A 15,679-nucleotide genomic window follows, 5' to 3' on the forward strand; every position below is an offset into this window, starting at 1 on the left:
TGGTTTGGGTTTGAGTGATTCGTATGGCTTCTGGTTCGTCCTCGTCCGGCAACGCTGATCCGAAGCGTCAGCGCGTCCTTCCTGTTCCGAAGGGCGTGGCCGACGTGGAGACGTTCACGCCGGATTCCTCGATCGCCTCCGACGTCATCCCGTCGGTGAATTTCGGCGACCGCGCGGGCGACCGGCAGCCCGACATGATCCTGCTGCACTACACCGGCATGCCCGATGTCGAGGGCGCGATCGCCCAGCTCTGCACCGCCGGCACCGAGGTCTCCGCGCATTACATCGTGCTCGAGGACGGCCGCATCGTGCAATGCGTGCCGGAGAGCAAGCGCGCCTGGCACGCCGGCGTCTCCGCCTGGGCCGGCGAGGAGGACATCAATTCCTGCTCGATCGGCGTCGAGATCGTCAATCGTGGCCACGATTGGGGTTATCCCGACTTCCCGCTGCGCCAGATCGCGGCCGTGATCGCGCTGTGTCGCGGCATCATGCTTCGCCGCAACGTGGTCTCGCATCGCGTGCTCGGCCATTCCGACGTAGCGCCGGGGCGCAAGAAGGATCCCGGCGAGAAATTCCCGTGGCACTCGCTGGCCAATTCCGGCGTCGGGCATTGGGTGCAGCCGGCGCCGATCGTGCGCGGCGACGCGCTGCAGCTCGGTGCGATCAGCGATGCCGTCTCCAACATGCAGGCCGCGTTCCGCCGCTACGGCTACAACATTCCGACCAACGGCAAGTTCGACGGCCCGACCATGGAAGTCGTCACCGCGTTCCAGCGTCATTTCCGCCCCGAGCGCGTCGACGGAATCGCCGACCGCTCCACCATGGCGACGCTGTATGCGCTGCTCGAGAGCCTGCCGCCGGATGCTGCGACGGCGATTGTGGCGAAGGCCAACTAGCGCCGCTTTTTTCCTGCCAAATGCGCGTGCGCAAATGGAACTTTTGACCACGTGCCGCCTTTTTTAGCTGGGGCGGTCTGAGTGGAGATTCGTCCATGTTCAAAGCACTGATCGCGGGAGCTGTCGCCGTTGGCCTGATCGCCGCTCCGGCAGCCGCTATGACGTCCCAAGGCAAGTCCACGTCGACTATGCACAAGACCCACAAAGTCCATCATGCGCAGAAGAAGATGGCACCTGGCACCACGACCGGCATGTCGACTGGAAAGACGACGACCGACAAGTCGACCGGCGGCGCCACCGGCGACACCAAGGCGAAGACCGGGTACTGAGCACGTTCAACACCGAACGGCACGCTGACGATCGCTGATTGGAGAGGCGTGCCGTCGCAGGCCGCGCACGAGATGAGGTGAGTTGCTCACCCCATCTCAGCGATCCTGCGTGCGTAGAGCCGCCGCAGCGGCTCGAGCTGCGTCGCGGCGGTTGCGGCGAGATAGGCCTGTCGTGCTTCGTCCTTGCGGCCGAGGCGGCGCAGCAGATCGGCGCGCACCGCGGGCAGCTGGTCGTATCCCTTCAGGGTGCCGCGCGCATCCAGCGCATCGATCAGATCGAGCGCGCGCGCCGGTCCGTCGACCATCGACACTGCAGCTGCGTGATTGAGCTCGATCACCGGCGACGGGCTGATGCGCAGCAACACCTCATAGAGACCGGCGATCTGCGGCCAGTCGGTATCCTTATAGCTCGGCGCCCGCGCATGCAGCGCGGCGATCGCGGCCTGCACGGCATAGGATTGCGGCCGGCCCGGCATCTGCAGCGCCTGCTCGACCAGCCTCACACCTTCCGCGATCTGCCTGACATCCCATAGCGAACGGTCCTGCTCCTCGAGCAGCACGATGTCGCCGCCGGCGGTCTGGCGGCCGGCGCGGCGCGCATCGTGCAGCAGCATCAGCGCGAGCAGGCCCTTGATCTCGCCGCGAGCCGGAATCAACCCATCGAGCAGCCGCGCCAACCGGATCGCCTCGCGCGCAAGATCGGGCCGCATCAAATCCTCGCCGGCGGTTGCAGCATAGCCTTCGGTGAAGACGAGATAGATCACCGCGAGCACGCCGGTGAGGCGCGGCTCAAGCGCCTCCCGCTCCGGCACCTCATAGGGGATGCCGGCGAGCTTGATCTTCTGCTTGGCGCGCAACAGGCGCTGCGCCATCGTGTCCTCGCTCACCAGGAAGGCGCGTGCGACCTGCGCCGTCGTCAGCCCGCACACCGTGCGCAGGGTCAGCGCCACCTGCACCTCGGCGGCAAAGGACGGATGGCAGCAGGTGAAGATCAGCCGCAGCATGTCGTCGTCGAGCGTTGCATCGGCGGGCTCCGGCGATGCGTCCGCGTCGAGCAAGATTTGATGCGTCAGCTCCTGCTGCTTGCCGCGAAAGCTGGAGGCACGGCGGACGCGGTCGATCGCCTTGTTGCGCCCGACATTGACGAGCCAGGCGCGCGGATTGGCGGGGAATTCACCGATCGGCCAGCGTTGCAGCGCGATCGCAAAGGCATCCTGAAGCGCATCTTCGGCCAGATCGAAATCGCCGACGAGGCGGATCAACGTGGCAAGCGCCCGGCCCGCCTCGTCGCGAAACACTTTTTCGATCTGGCTCGGGGTCATGACCATCGACCGTTGCTTAGCGGCCGCGCCGGGCGACGCGACCGCTGTGTCCATCGGAGATGACGGCGCTATCTCGGGTTATCGTAGATCATCACCGGCCTGACTTCGATCGAGCCGGTCTTGGCGCCGGGAATCCGTGCCGCGAGGCCGAGCGCGGTGTCGAGATCCTTGGCCTCGACCAGATAGTAGCCGCCGAGCTGCTCACGGGTTTCGGCGAATGGCCCGTCGGTCGTGAGCGTCTTGCCGTCACGGACCCGCACCGTGGTCGCCGTCGACACGGGCTGCAGCCCGTCGCCGGCCTTGAAGTGCCCGCTCTGGATGATGGACTGGGTGTAGGCTCCGTACTCCGCCGTCACCGCCTTGCGGTCGTCGGCATTCATGCGGCCATATTCCGCGTCGCTCCGATAGATCAGCAACAGGTACTGCATCTCATCTCTCCTCTTGATCGGCTGGATCGCCGACACCCAGTCGAACGGGCGGCAGGCGGGACGACATCTTCAGGATAAATTATTTTGGCGGCCTTGGCGGGGCTAATCCGCTTGACGGGACCGCCCGAAACGCCCATGGCATGGGCGTCAGTCGGCCGGACGGCCGCTCCCGCTGGTGCCGAAAGGCCGCGGGAGAGGAAAGTCCGGGCTCCATCGACATGCGGTGCCGGATAACGTCCGGCGGGGGCGACCCCAGGGAAAGTGCCACAGAGAACGAACCGCTTGCCCGCCCGAAAGGGAGGAGCGAGTAAGGGTGAAAAGGTGCGGTAAGAGCGCACCGCGTTTCCGGCAACGGAGACGGCTTGGCAAACCACACCGGGAGCAAAACCGAATAGGGACGGCAACGCGGTTAGTTCGCGCATGCGCGATAACACCGCAGGGCGATGTCAGGCCCGCTGTCCGGGTAGGTTGCTCGAGGCAAGGTGCAAACCTTGTCCCAGAGGAATGGCCGTCGCGTACCATTCGCGAGAATGGTGCCCTACAGAACCCGGCTTACAGGCCGGCTGATATTTTGGAGTATGAGGGGCTCGGCGGAACACGCCGGGCCCCTCGCCATATCGGACACCACAATCGCGCCTTATCTGCTAGATTACCTGCTTCGCGGAGGATCGCAGATGGATCTTCAGAAGATCATGGCGAAGGCCCGAGACGTCGCCAAGAGCAGCGGCACGATCACGACGGAGCAACTCAACGGGATGTGTCCCAACAATATGGAGCCCGAAGATATCGCGGCTCTCTTTGCGGCTTTACGGACTGAGGGGATTCGCCTCAAGGACGACGAAGCAGGAAGGTAACGACCACTCGCTGGAGCTGGACGTGTCCTTCTGCCCGAGATTTGAGCAATCAAACGGAGGAATGGTAATGTCGGTCGCCTGCAAGTTCGAGCGCAGCATTCTCAGCCACGAGGAATACGAAGCCATCCGCCCGACGCATCACCCCGCTATCTACAGCGTCGAGGTGGCTGAGCTCGAGGCCATGCGACCGCGCTTGCGCAAGATGCGCGACAAGGAGCGGACGGTTGGTCGCCACAAGCAGCGCGAGAGCCGCGGAAAGGGCGAAGCTCGCGGGACGAGCTTTCCGGGAACCGCCAAGCATGCATCGGAACGGAAGCAGGTGTTCGCCGCGGCGCTGAAGCGGGTCAACACGGAGCTCCGGCGCCAGCACAATCTGGCGGCCCGGACCGCGCATGTCGAAGCAGCACGAAAGGCCCTCGCGCTGCACCGGGCCGCGAACTTCACGACACGTCCCCCGGCCGGAGCCACCGCGAGCGAAGGCATGGCGCCGAAGCCGAGCGAACGCCGACGAAAGATCATTGCAGGCGCGAAGATCGGACGGGTGTCGCAGGCGACGAAAGTCGCTCAAGCCGTGCGCGACGCGCGCGGTGCATGAACACGTACACCTGATTGGTCCTGGCACGATGCTTGGCATCGCCCCAGAGTGACAGCCCGTCAGGAAACGATCTCCTGCAGCATCGCCATCAGCGCCTCGGGCGCGGTGACGTCCGCGAGTGGCTGGCGTCGATCTCGAAGACGCGTCAGCGGTCGCCGTCCTGCGTCGCCTGTCGCATTTGCGCGGCGGCCGGCTAAAACGACCCGAACGCAGTGCCGATTGCGATCACCGCGGTTAGCGCGATGACGGAATTCATGATCCCGACCATGACGATGTCGAGATAGCTGTCGCGATGCGTGAGGCCGCAGATCGCGAGCAGGCTGACAACCGCGCCATTGTGCGGCAGGATGTCCAGAGTTCCGGAGCCGATCACCGCCACGCGGTGCAAAAGGCCGGGATCGATGCCCGCCTGCGCGGCAAGGCCCATATACGTCGGCCCGAGCGCATCGAGTGCGATCGTCAAGCCGCCCGAGGCCGACCCCGTCAGCGCGGCAAGCATGTTCGTCGCCACGGCAAGTGACACCAGCGGGCCGCCTTCGATGCTCAGCACCCAGTCGCGCACCGCGCCGAAGGCGGGGAGCGACGCGATGACCGCGCCGAAACCAACCAGGCTCGCAACGCTCAACGCCGGCAGCACCGACGCATTGGCGCCTGCGTCCATGGTTCGCCGCAGCGCGGTCAGTCTCGTCCGGTTGCACAGGATGACGGTCGCGATCGCGGCCCCCAGCGCGACGACCACCGACCAGACGCCGGCGACCGCCGGCAGCGACGTGCTTCCCCAGCGCTGCTCGGCCAGGAATGCGAAATCAAGCCGCGGCAGGACGAGAAGCGACATCGCCAGGTTGACGGCGACGACGACGATCAGGGGCAGCACGGCGCTGAAGATCGGAACAGCGGCTTCGCTGCGATGTCCGTGGCGGATCTCCGCCGGGTCGAACTCCCGCGCCGTCGTCGCCCGCTCGCGCACCAGCTCATCGTCGGCTGCGTCGCTGGACGCCGGCGGCGGCTCGGCGCCATAGCCCTCGTTTGCGCGGCGCGCCGCCGTCTCCGCCCGCAGCAACCACCACAGCCCGATGCCAAGCATGACGATCGCGGCGATGATGCCGAGGCCGGGCGCCGCGAACGGCGTCGTGCCGAAGAACGGCATGGGAATCGCATTCTGGATCGACGGCGTGCCCGGCAGCGCCGACATCGTGAAGGTCGAGGTTCCGAGGATGACCGCCGCCGGCACCAGGCGGCGTGGAATCCCCGCCGTGCGAAACAGCGATTGAGCCATCGGCACGATAACGAAGAACGCAACGAACAGGCTGACGCCGCCATAGGTGACCAATGCACCGGCGAGCACGACCGCAAGGATGACACGGCGCTCGCCCAACCGCTCGGTCATGAAACGCGCGACCGCCGCCACGGCGCCGCTATCATCCATCAGCTTGCCGAACACGGCCCCGAGCAGAAAAATTGGAAAGAACTGCGCGAGAAATTCCGCCGCGCTGGTCATAAAGGTCTGCGTCCAGCTCGCGAGCAAGGGCTGACTGCCGAACGCCGCGGCAACCAGCCCGCAGAGCGGCGCCAGCAACAGGACACTCCAGCCGCGGAACGCGAGACCGACCAATAGGCCGAGTCCGACGAGAATGCCGAGCAGCCCCATCGCCTCAGCACTCCGTCAGCAAGATGTCGAGATCGGCAGTCGAACGCTGGCCGATATCCGCGCCGTGCGCGTCGAGAAATTCGCCGGCGGCGCGCCGTCCCTCCTCCTGCAGCTTGGCGACGAAGGCCCATTCGGCGTTGAGCTTGGATGACGAACCGAACGTCGCGAGCAAGTCGCTCTTGATCCGATGCGTCTTCATCTGCGACCAGCGGGCCCCCTCGCCGGTACCGGGATCGGCGACCTGACGGAGCAGCGCGATCATCCGCAGCTCCTTTGCCAGCGGCGAATTGAACGAGATTTCGTTGAGGCGGTTGAGGATATCAGCGGCGGAGCGCGGCTCCTCTGGCCGCTCGGTCGGATTGATCTGGACGATGACAGTGTCCTGGGCGTCGGTCTCACGGACCAGCGGCGTGATCGTTGGGTTTCCGGCATAGCCGCCGTCCCAATACGGCTCGCCGTCGATCTCGACGGCGCGAAACATCGTCGGCAGGCAGGCCGATGCGAGCAGGACATCGGCGGTAATCTCCGCATTGCGGAAGATCCGTCCGCGCCCGGTCCGCACGCGCGTGGCGGTCACGAACAGCTTGATCGGCGCCCGCGCGAGGCGCTCGAAATCGATGCTCTCTGCCAGGACCCGGCGTAGCGGATTGAAACCAAGAGGATTGAGGTCGTACGGCGAGAGCACCCGCGACATCAAATCAGTGAAGAAGTAGGCCGGAGAACTGTCGAGCGACCATCGTCCCATCAGGCGGTCGAATGGTGAGCGTTGCAGCGGACTGAATGCGGCGGCACGCGAAACGCTGCGCCAGTATTTTTCGAGGGCCTCGCGCGCGCCGGCAGCGCCGGCCGCGGCCCAGCCATCCGCCAGCACGGCGGCATTCATTGCGCCGGCCGACGTTCCGGAAATGCCCGCGATCTGAAACCACGGCTCTTCAAGCAGCCGGTCCAGGACGCCCCACGTGAACGCGCCATGCGATCCGCCACCTTGAAGCGCCAAGTCTACGAGTACGGGGCTTCGGTTCATCGGTCCACGCCCACATCGCGCCACGCCGCGCTCGGATTATGTCGCAGATCGGCTGAACAAGCGAGATCAAGTTGCCGTCACCGTTGATGTCAAAGGATGGCTCGTGACCGCAACGTTGCCGACATTGTTCAAAAACGACGCATGCATGCGGTGTAGCCATACCTGCTGCTATGCAGCTCAGGCCGTGATCTCCTGCAGCATTGCCATCAGCGCCTCGGGCGCGGTGACGTTCGGCGAATGGCTGGCATCGATCTCGAAGTAACGCCAGCCGGCTTCATTCTTCGTGCGTTTTGCAAACTGGCCGAACGTGTCGGCCTGCGTGGCGCGGGTGGCGTAGATGTAGCTGCGCGGCAGGCTGGTCTCGCCGTGTTGCAGCCTCAGTTTCTGCTCGAAGCATTTGATCGGCATGTCGACGCGGCGCGCGGTCAGCCATTCGAGGTCTGCCGGAGATGTGTCGGGCGGCGTCGGCATCGGCGGAATACGCCAGCCATCGCCATCGCTCGCGAGCTCACGCATGGTCTCGATGGCCGACTGGTTGAGATCGAACAGCGACTGGCCGTCACGCGGCACGAAGGCGTCGATATAGATCATTTGCGCGATGCGCTCGCGCACCCGGTCGGCGACGCCGGTCGCGACCATGCCGCCATAGGAATGGCCGATCAGTACGATGTCGCGCAGGTCCTCATAGGAAATGACGTTGAGCATGTCCTGGATATGCGCTTCGAGGTCGAGCCCCTGATGCGCAAGGTGCGCGCGCTCGCCGAGCCCGGTGTAACTCGGCGTCACGAGCCGGTGCCCTGCGGCCTGCATCAGGGGATGCATCTTCTTCCACGCCCATCCCGCCGACCAGGCGCCGTGACAGACCAAAAAGGTTTTTCGCGAGTTCGCAGTCATGGGCACGCCTCGATTCCGATTATCGTTGATGAGCAGTGATTTCGAATAGTACCTGCGATGCGCGTTGTGTAAACGTGGCGCCAAACACCACCGTCATTCCGGGATGGTCCGAAGGACCAGACCCGGAATCTCGAGATTCCGGGTTCGACGCTTCGCATCGCCCCGGAATGACGACAGAAGGACAATGATGAACCCGGCGAGCTACGCCATTCTGTTCTTCGGCGCGCTTGCCGGCGGTTTCGTCTCCGGCCTCGCCGGCTTCGGCACTGCGCTGATGGCGCTCGGCATCTGGCTTTATGTGCTGCCGCCGACGCTTGCGGTGCCGCTGGTGCTGGTCTGCTCGGTCATCGCGCAGGTTTCGACGCTGCCGTCGATCTGGAAGACGATCGATTTCCGCCTGGTCTGGCCATTCGTCATTTGCGGCCTCCTGGGTGTGCCGATCGGCATCCTGCTGATCGCGCGGGCCGACCCCGCAGTCTTCAAACTGACGGTCGGCGTGTTCCTGCTGGTGTTTCCGACCTTGCTGTTCCTGCAACGCAAACCGATGTCGATTTCGTTCGGTGGCAAATGGGCTGACGGCGCGATCGGATTTGCCGGCGGCATTCTCGGCGGCCTCGCCGGACTGTCCGGCCCGCTGCCGATCCTGTGGGCGAGCGTGCGCGGCTGGGGCAAGCAACAGCGGCGCGGCGTGTTCCAGATATTCAACTTCACCATTCTGGCCGCCGCGCTCCTGGTCCAGATCGCAAGCGGCCTGGTGAAGCCCGAACTGATCTGGCTCGTGGCTTGCGCGTTTCCGGGAACGCTGCTCGGCGCCTGGATCGGCGCCCGGCTCTATCACGCGCTCAGCGACCGCAATTTCTCCGACGTCGTGCTGGCGCTGCTGTTCCTGTCCGGCGTGGCGCTGGTGTGGAACGGGCTGGCGCCGCGATGATCAGCCGCCGTCGCACATCGGCTGAGCCGGTCATCCGACCGGCTCGAGACCAACGCGCTCCGCAGTAGCCTCCCGCGCCGGCGGCGCAAGACGCCTGCTGAATTCGCGACGCAGCAACCACAAGCTCAGATCAGCCTGCAGCCACGTCGACACGATCGACAGGTACCACACATGCTCGATCCGGAAGCCGGGCCGCGTCGAGAGCCAGATCACCGGCACCGCATAGGCGAAGAGGCGCACGAACGAGCTCAGCAGCACCGGCCGGGTGTTGCCGAGGCCCTGGAACATGCTGTTGCAGGTAAAGACCAGACCCTGTGCCACCAGATTCATGGAGACGAAGTGCAGGAACTGGGCGGCGACCGCCATGGTCTCGCGATCGTTCGAGAAGCCGTCGAGCAACAGCCCCGGCTTCCACTGCGCGAGGATCGTGATCGCGATCATGACGACGGTGCCAATCGACACCGCCTTGATGAAGGTCTCCCGCACGCGCCCAGCATTGCCGGCACCGAAATTCTGACCGGCGATCGGGCCGGCGGCGAGCGCGACCGCCAATGCCGGCATCTGGATCAGGCCGAGCACGCGCGTCCCGATGCCGAAGCCGGCCTGGGCCGCCGGGCCGAAATCGCGCAGCACGTAATAGATCATGCCCATCCAGGCAAAGATCAGCGCGAACTCGCCACCCGCAGGCAGGCCGACATTGAAGATGCGCGTCCACTGGCGCAGCTGCGGACGCCACTGCGCGGGATCGAACCCGACATAACGCTCCAGCTTGCGGAAATACACGAACAACATGAGCACGCCGATGAGGACGGCGATCGAACTTGCCAGACCCGCCCCGGCAACGCCGAACGCATGACCGGTGCCCCAGCCCGCGATCAGCACCGGCGCCAGTGCGATGTTGATGATGACCGCGACCGCCTGCACCAGCATGCTGGGCCGCACGATGCCGGTCGCCCGCAGCGCTGACGCCATCACCTGAATGAGGAATTGCAGCGCCAGCGCCGGCATGAACCACAACAGATAGGTGGTGCCCGCGTCAACCGTGGCCTGGTCGGCCGCGACCGAGCGCATGTAAGGGCGCGACAGCACGGCCCCTGCGCCCAGCGTCAACAGCCCGCACAGAACCGACAACAGGATCGACTGGTTGAACACAAGGTTGGCATCGGCGCGATCGGTGCGCCCCACCGCATGCGCGATCAGCGCGACGGTGCCGACGCCCAGCACCTGCATCAGCGCGTTGACGAGAAAGCCGGCATTGCCGGCGGCAGCCACTCCGGCGACGGCGGCCTCGCCGAGACCGGCGACAAAATACAAGTCGACCAATTGGCAGATCATGATCGTGATCATGCCGACCACGATCGGGGGAGCCATGGTCAATATGTGGCTCACGATGGAGCCGCGCGTAAGGTCCTTCATATCAATTCCATTCTCAAAATCGATTGTCGTATCGATTCCGGCGCGTGGCTGGCGGGCACTGCCCATCAGCCACGCGTCGTCGCTCTACTCGGCCGCCGCTTCCTGACCGAACTCGGTCGCCTGCCGCTCGAACAGGCCGCGGTAGATGCCGCCGGGACGCGCGGCAAGCACCTCGTGCGTGCCCTGCTCGACGATCTCGCCACGATCGAACACCAGAATGCGATCCATGCTGCGCACGGTCGACAGCCGGTGCGCGATCACGATCGAGGTGCGGCCCTTCATCAGCCGCTCCATCGCCTGCTGGATCAGCGCCTCGGATTCCGAATCCAGGCTCGAGGTCGCCTCGTCCAGGATCAGGATCGGCGCATCCGCCAGGAAGGCGCGCGCCAGCGCCACGCGCTGCCGCTCGCCGCCCGACAGCTTGACGCCGCGCTCGCCCACCAGCGTGCCGTAATCCTTCGGCAGACGCATGATGAAGTCGTGCGCATTGGCAAGCCGCGCCGCCTGCTCGATCGCCGCCATGCTGGCGCCGGGCCGGCCATAGGCGATGTTCTCAGCCAGCGTGCGGTGAAACAGGATCGGCTCCTGCTGCACGATCGCGATCTGACTGCGCAGCGATTGCTGCGTCGCCTTGGCGATATCCTGACCGTCGATCAGGATCTTGCCACCGGAGACATCGTAGAGCCGCTGCACCAGCTTGACGAAGGTCGTCTTGCCGGAGCCGGAGCGCCCGACAAGGCCGACGCGCTCGCCAGCATCGATGTCGATCGACAGTCCGTCATAGAGCGGCCGGCGATGGCCACCATAGTGGAACGTGACGTCGTCGAACACGATGCGGCCGCCCTGGATGTCGATCGTCCCGGCATCATCGGCATCGATGATGCCCAGCGGCTCGCCATGGATCTGCACCAGCTCCTCCATGTCGTTCACCGAACGTTGCAGGTTGTTGATGTGCATGCCGACATCCCGCAAATACGCGTGGATGATGTAGTAGCTGGTGAGCACGTAGGTGACGTCGCCCGGCGTGGCGGCGCCCTGCGCCCACAGCAGGATCGCGCCGCCGACCACCGAGGCGCGGAAGCACAACAGCACCAGCAGCTGCGCCGTCGAGGTGCGGTTGTAGCGGAGCCAGGTCCGCCGCACCCGCCGGCCCCAGCGGCTGATGACGCCGTCCAGCCGCATGTCCTCGCGCGTTTCGGCACCGAACGACTTCACCACCGCGTTGCAGGTCAAGGCGTCGGCCAGCGTGCCGCCGACTTTGGTGTCCCACGCATTGGAGACGCGCGCGGCCGGCGCGACGTAGCGCACCTGGAACACCATGGTCATCGCGACATAGATCACCGAGCCGACGGCAATCACCGCGCCGAGCTGCGGCCAGTGCAGCCCGAGCAGGATCATCGAGCCGACCAGCACGACGAGCGACGGCAACAGCGCCATCAGGATGGTGTCGTTCAACAAATCGAGCGCCCACATGCCGCGCGTGATCTTGCGCACGGTGGAGCCGGCGAACGAATTGGCGTGCCAGTCGGTCGAGAAGCGCTGCACGCGCATGAAGGCCTGCTGCCCGATATCGGACATCATCTTCAGCGTGAACGGCACGATGGTCTCGATACCGATCAGCCGCAGCAGCACCGACAGCGCGCCGAGACCGACGATCGCGCCGAACGCCAGCATCGCCGCATGGCGCGCGGCGGCGTCGGTGGCGCCCGCGGTCAGCGCGTCGACCAGATGGCCGGAATATACCGGCATGAACAGGTCGGCCGCGGTCGCGCCGAGGAAGCCCGCCGTCACGATGGACGCGCGGAACGGCTGCTCCAGCCAATGGCGAAACACGAAGGGAAGCACGATCCGGATCGCGGCCGGTCGCTTGGTCGTCAGAGAGCTCATGGTGCATCCCGGCCACGCACACGCTGCGCCGGCCGGCTCCATCTGAGGCAACGCGCGGACGGAATCCGGCCGCAGACGTCGCTGAAAACAATCGGTAAGGTGTTGGGAAGTTTGGATGATCGGGCATCAAGCCCAATCAGCGCTGGGACCTAATGCGCGAGAGCGCCCAGCAGCAACGAACGCGGGCGCACGGTCTGCGAAACAAACGACATCATGTGCATCTCCCCGGTTCGTGAAACGATGGCGCTGCTTATAAATGCATCACGCGCGATTGGCAAGATGACATCCGCGTGAGTGCGTCAATGTGTCGATCATGCAACGCTATTCACGCGACCGGGCGCACGCCGCGTGCGACACCGATGCGCTCAATGCGCGTCGCCGCCGCCTGCGGTCATCGACGGCGGCTTGTTGACGAACAGCACGAGGAGGCTGAGGCCGACATAGAACAGCGACAGCATGAAGAAGGCGTCGCCATAGCTCATCACCTGCGCCTGGCGATGCACGAGCTGCGAAAGCTGCTTCATCGCCATGGTGGTGGCATCGCCCATGCCCTGCAGGCGCTGGGCGAAATTGTTGAGGGTCTCGACCGCTGTCGCATTGCCCCAGGTGACGCGATCCTGCAGCCGCGAGATGTGCAGATCGGTGCGGTCGTTGAGCGCTTCGTTGATCAGGGCGAGCCCGACCGCGCCGCCGAGATTGCGCATCAGGTTGAACAGGCCGGAGGCGTTCTTGACGCGGTCCGGCGGCAGCGTCGCCAGCGCGATGTTGTTGGTCGGCACCATCGCGCACATCATGCCGATGCCGCGCAGGATCTGCGGCACCAGGAGCTCGTAGAAATCGTACTCGCGGGTGATCCAGGTCATCTGCCAGGAGCCGAGCGCAAAGGTGACGAGGCCGAAGGCGATGATGTAGCGCAGATCGACCTTCTGCATCAGCCGGCCGACCACCGGCGCCATGAGGAACATCGTCATGCCGGAGATGAACATGGTCTCGCCGATCATCAGCGCGCTGTAGCCGCGGATCTCGGCGAGATAGCGCGGATAGACGTAGGTCAGGCCGTACAGCCCGATACCGATGCAGAACTGCAGCACGCAGCCGACCGCGAAGTTACGGTTGGAGAAGGCATAGAGGTCGACGATCGGCTCCTCCGCGGTCAGCACCCGCCAGAAGAAGGCGATCGCCGAGACGAAGCAGATCGCGGCGCAGATCGCCACCGACGTGTCCTGCAGCCATTCATATTGCGGGCCTTCCTCGAGCACATATTCGAGCGAGCCGAGGAAGCCGCCCATGAAGATCAGGCCCCACCAGTCGAACCGATCGAGCAGCGCGAAATTCGGCTGGTCGAAATCGATCAGCCACAGCACGCCGACGGTGATGATGATTCCGGGCACGATGTTGATGAAGAACAGCCAGTGCCACGACATCAGATCGGTGATGTAGCCGCCGACGGTCGGGCCAACGGTCGGCGCTAGCGTAGCGACCAGGCCGATGATCGGCGCCACGATGTAGAACTTGGAGCGCGGGAAGATGGTGTAGGCCGAGGCGAACACCGTCGGGATCATGCCGGCGCCGAGGAAGCCCTGCAGCGCGCGCCACACGATCATCTGCTCGATCGAGGAGGCGAAGCCGCAGAGCAGGCTGGACGCCGTGAAGCCGAACGCCGAGATCGCAAACAGCAGCCTTGTGCCGAGCGCGCGCGACAGGAAGCCGGACAGCGGGATCGCGATCACCTCGGCGATCAGATAGGCGGTCTGCACCCATGACACTTCGGTCGACGACGCCGACAGGCCGGCCTGGATCTCGGTGAGCGATGCCGAGACGATCTGGATGTCCAGGATCGACATGAACATGCCGAACACCATGATGATGAAGGCGACCACCCGCTTGGGCTGGAGCCGCTCGGACTCCGAAGCGCCGGTCATCATCGAGGGCGAGGCAGTGGTCGCGTCGGCCATGGGCTCATCAGGCTCCGAGCCTCGGACCGCGTCCGAGGCTGCAAGACATCACTGCGGATGAATCATCATCGGCGAGTCGAGGTCGGTATCGGCGTCGGCATCGGCCGCGCCTTCGCGGGTGTCGACCGTGGTGTAGACCGACATGCCGGCACGCAGCAGGCCCTGCTTGGCGACGCTGTTCGGCACCCGGATGCGGACCGGCAGGCGCTGCACGATCTTGGTGAAGTTGCCGGTGGCGTTGTCGGGCGGCAGCAGCGTGAACACCGAGCCCGCCGCCGGCGAAATGCTGTCGACGATGCCGGTGAACTTGCGGAAGCCGTAGGCATCGACCTTGATCGTCACCCGCTGCCCGGTGCGGATGCGCTTGAGCTGGGTCTCTTTATAGTTGGCGTCGATGAAGACGCCGTCGAGCGGCACCACATTGCCGAGCCGCTGGCCGACATTGATGTAATCGCCGGTGTTGACCAGGCGGTTGGAGAAGGTGCCGTCGACCGGCGCGCGCACCTGGGTGAAATCGAGATCGCGCTCGGCCTTGGCGAGTTGGGTCTGCAATTCGGCGAGTTGGGCGCGGGCCTCGGCCTGCTGCGCCTTGGTCACCTCGACATTGTCCTTGGCAGCATCATAGGCCGCCTGCGCCGAGCGCACCGCCGCCGCACCCTGGTCGCGGCCGGCTTCGGACACCTCGAAGGTGGCACGCGAGGCAAAGCCCTTGGTGCTCAGCGCCTGCTGGCGATCGTAATCGAGATCGGCGCGCTTCAGGCCGGCCTGCGCGGACACCAGCTGCGCCTGCGCCTGCTCGACCGAGCTCACCGCGGCCGCAACCTGGCGGCCGATCCGCTCGATGGTCGCCTGCTGCGTCCCGATCCTGGTGCGGGCGGCGTCGACCGCGATGCGATAATCGCCGTCATCGATCCGGAAGATCACTTCGCCCGCGCGCACCAGCGCGTTGTCGCTGGGCAGGATCGCCGCGATATGGCCCGCGACGCGCGCGCCGAGCATGGTGTTGTTGGCGCGGACATAGGCGTCGTCGGTCGAGATGTAGAAGCGCCCGACCATCAGGTAATAGGCGGCGTAGCTCGCAGCCGCGATCGCGAGCAGGCCGACAATGCCCATCAACACGAATCTGCGCTTGCCGGATTTCGGCGCAGCGGCGGCGGGCGAAGCCGCCGGCTGCTCGGGCGCCGAAGCGGGCGGCGCTTCGGCGGGGCGCTTATCGGAGGGCGCCTTGGCTTCAAGCCCCTTGGCTTCGTCAGCCCGCGCCTGCTCGCCGGGATCGGCCGATGCGTCGCGCGCGATCGCGTCCCCGGCCATCTCAGGCCCGGAACGAACAATGCGTGCAGCCTGATCCCGTGCTGCGGCCATAGCCGAGGCTCCCCACAATTAATGTTGATGTCCGCCATGGCTGAAAAAGGGCCACGCGGCGCATCGTCACTCCCTCTAATACCATTGACCGAACGGTTCGGTCAATCTATATTCCCGCCACATGAATTATAATGGTTC

General features: G+C 65.2%; 14 protein-coding genes and 1 other RNA gene. 6 read left to right on the forward strand and 9 right to left on the reverse strand.

Going from position 1 to position 15,679, the window contains the following annotated elements:
- Positions 1–23 precede the first annotated feature (23 nt).
- The gene (locus tag QDT69_RS13600) at positions 24–896 is read left to right on the forward strand and encodes an N-acetylmuramoyl-L-alanine amidase (protein WP_279707027.1); all 873 of its coding nucleotides are present in this window, start codon (positions 24–26) and stop codon (positions 894–896) included.
- Between the two features lie 95 nt (positions 897–991).
- Entirely contained in the window at positions 992–1,225 is a 234-nt protein-coding gene (locus tag QDT69_RS13605; protein ID WP_279707028.1) for a hypothetical protein, read from the forward strand.
- Between the two features lie 86 nt (positions 1,226–1,311).
- On the opposite strand, the gene QDT69_RS13610 is transcribed toward QDT69_RS13605, so the two are convergent.
- Both QDT69_RS13610 and QDT69_RS13615 read right to left on the reverse strand, forming a co-directional pair.
- Complete coding sequence (locus tag QDT69_RS13610; RefSeq protein ID WP_279707128.1) at positions 1,312–2,547, reverse strand: RNA polymerase sigma factor; 1,236 nt, start codon at positions 2,545–2,547, stop codon at positions 1,312–1,314.
- Positions 2,548–2,615: 68 nt separating this feature from the next.
- Positions 2,616–2,975, reverse strand: coding sequence for a YciI family protein (locus QDT69_RS13615; RefSeq protein WP_021077249.1), 360 nt, complete (start codon positions 2,973–2,975; stop codon positions 2,616–2,618).
- A gap of 147 nt (positions 2,976–3,122) precedes the next feature.
- Between QDT69_RS13615 and rnpB the strand changes: the two genes are divergently transcribed.
- The 3 genes from rnpB (at position 3,123) to QDT69_RS13630 (ending at position 4,424) form a co-directional block, all read left to right on the forward strand.
- Positions 3,123–3,546, forward strand: an RNA gene (rnpB, locus tag QDT69_RS13620) — RNase P RNA component class A.
- Between the two features lie 103 nt (positions 3,547–3,649).
- Positions 3,650–3,829: a hypothetical protein gene (locus tag QDT69_RS13625; protein ID WP_279707029.1), complete on the forward strand. Its 180-nt coding sequence runs from the start codon at positions 3,650–3,652 to the stop codon at positions 3,827–3,829.
- Positions 3,830–3,896: 67 nt separating this feature from the next.
- Positions 3,897–4,424 carry a hypothetical protein gene (locus QDT69_RS13630; protein WP_279707030.1) on the forward strand — a complete coding sequence of 176 codons (528 nt, stop codon included), beginning with the start codon at positions 3,897–3,899 and terminating at the stop codon, positions 4,422–4,424.
- 193 nt (positions 4,425–4,617) lie between these two features.
- Here QDT69_RS13630 and QDT69_RS13635 read toward each other — a convergent pair whose 3' ends face one another.
- The 3 genes from QDT69_RS13635 to QDT69_RS13645 all read right to left on the reverse strand — a co-directional run bounded on the left by QDT69_RS13635 (position 4,618) and on the right by QDT69_RS13645 (position 7,990).
- Positions 4,618–6,072: a GntP family permease gene (locus QDT69_RS13635; protein ID WP_279707031.1), complete on the reverse strand. Its 1,455-nt coding sequence runs from the start codon at positions 6,070–6,072 to the stop codon at positions 4,618–4,620.
- 4 nt (positions 6,073–6,076) lie between these two features.
- Positions 6,077–7,096 (reverse strand): patatin-like phospholipase family protein, encoded by a 1,020-nt coding sequence (locus QDT69_RS13640; protein WP_279707032.1) that lies wholly within the window; start codon positions 7,094–7,096, stop codon positions 6,077–6,079.
- Positions 7,097–7,273: 177 nt separating this feature from the next.
- On the reverse strand, positions 7,274–7,990 hold the full coding sequence (locus QDT69_RS13645; protein ID WP_279707033.1) for an alpha/beta hydrolase: 717 nt from the start codon (positions 7,988–7,990) through the stop codon (positions 7,274–7,276).
- Between the two features lie 187 nt (positions 7,991–8,177).
- On the opposite strand from QDT69_RS13645, the gene QDT69_RS13650 reads away from it, so the two are divergent.
- Positions 8,178–8,921, forward strand: a complete 744-nt coding sequence (locus QDT69_RS13650) for a sulfite exporter TauE/SafE family protein (protein ID WP_279707034.1) — start codon at positions 8,178–8,180, stop codon at positions 8,919–8,921.
- Between the two features lie 30 nt (positions 8,922–8,951).
- Here the strand turns inward: QDT69_RS13650 and QDT69_RS13655 are convergent, their stop codons facing one another.
- From QDT69_RS13655 to QDT69_RS13670, 4 genes are all read right to left on the reverse strand, one after another.
- Entirely contained in the window at positions 8,952–10,337 is a 1,386-nt protein-coding gene (locus tag QDT69_RS13655; protein WP_279707035.1) for an MATE family efflux transporter, read from the reverse strand.
- An 84-nt stretch (positions 10,338–10,421) separates the two neighbouring features.
- Positions 10,422–12,224, reverse strand: a complete 1,803-nt coding sequence (locus QDT69_RS13660) for an ABC transporter ATP-binding protein (protein ID WP_279707036.1) — start codon at positions 12,222–12,224, stop codon at positions 10,422–10,424.
- 365 nt (positions 12,225–12,589) lie between these two features.
- Entirely contained in the window at positions 12,590–14,179 is a 1,590-nt protein-coding gene (locus QDT69_RS13665) for a DHA2 family efflux MFS transporter permease subunit (RefSeq protein WP_279707037.1), read from the reverse strand.
- A 48-nt stretch (positions 14,180–14,227) separates the two neighbouring features.
- Positions 14,228–15,541: an HlyD family secretion protein gene (locus QDT69_RS13670; RefSeq protein ID WP_279707038.1), complete on the reverse strand. Its 1,314-nt coding sequence runs from the start codon at positions 15,539–15,541 to the stop codon at positions 14,228–14,230.
- Positions 15,542–15,679 lie beyond the last annotated feature (138 nt).

The sequence above is a fragment of the Bradyrhizobium sp. CER78 genome (genome assembly GCF_029846235.1).
Taxonomy (GTDB): Bacteria; Pseudomonadota; Alphaproteobacteria; order Rhizobiales; family Xanthobacteraceae; genus Bradyrhizobium.

Excerpts from the sequence above, each read along its gene's own strand:
- QDT69_RS13665 (WP_279707037.1), bottom strand. The coding sequence starts at position 14,179 with ATGGCCGACGCGACCACTGCCTCGCCCTCGATGATGACCGGCGCTTCG.
- QDT69_RS13670 (WP_279707038.1), bottom strand. The coding sequence starts at position 15,541 with ATGGCCGCAGCACGGGATCAGGCTGCACGCATTGTTCGTTCCGGGCCT.
- QDT69_RS13615 (WP_021077249.1), bottom strand. The coding sequence starts at position 2,975 with ATGCAGTACCTGTTGCTGATCTATCGGAGCGACGCGGAATATGGCCGC.
- QDT69_RS13655 (WP_279707035.1), bottom strand. The coding sequence starts at position 10,337 with ATGAAGGACCTTACGCGCGGCTCCATCGTGAGCCACATATTGACCATG.
- QDT69_RS13610 (WP_279707128.1), bottom strand. The coding sequence starts at position 2,547 with ATGACCCCGAGCCAGATCGAAAAAGTGTTTCGCGACGAGGCGGGCCGG.
- QDT69_RS13660 (WP_279707036.1), bottom strand. The coding sequence starts at position 12,224 with ATGAGCTCTCTGACGACCAAGCGACCGGCCGCGATCCGGATCGTGCTT.
- QDT69_RS13650 (WP_279707034.1), top strand. The coding sequence starts at position 8,178 with ATGAACCCGGCGAGCTACGCCATTCTGTTCTTCGGCGCGCTTGCCGGC.
- QDT69_RS13625 (WP_279707029.1), top strand. The coding sequence starts at position 3,650 with ATGGATCTTCAGAAGATCATGGCGAAGGCCCGAGACGTCGCCAAGAGC.
- QDT69_RS13600 (WP_279707027.1), top strand. The coding sequence starts at position 24 with ATGGCTTCTGGTTCGTCCTCGTCCGGCAACGCTGATCCGAAGCGTCAG.
- QDT69_RS13640 (WP_279707032.1), bottom strand. The coding sequence starts at position 7,096 with ATGAACCGAAGCCCCGTACTCGTAGACTTGGCGCTTCAAGGTGGCGGA.
- QDT69_RS13645 (WP_279707033.1), bottom strand. The coding sequence starts at position 7,990 with ATGACTGCGAACTCGCGAAAAACCTTTTTGGTCTGTCACGGCGCCTGG.
- QDT69_RS13630 (WP_279707030.1), top strand. The coding sequence starts at position 3,897 with ATGTCGGTCGCCTGCAAGTTCGAGCGCAGCATTCTCAGCCACGAGGAA.
- QDT69_RS13635 (WP_279707031.1), bottom strand. The coding sequence starts at position 6,072 with ATGGGGCTGCTCGGCATTCTCGTCGGACTCGGCCTATTGGTCGGTCTC.
- QDT69_RS13605 (WP_279707028.1), top strand. The coding sequence starts at position 992 with ATGTTCAAAGCACTGATCGCGGGAGCTGTCGCCGTTGGCCTGATCGCC.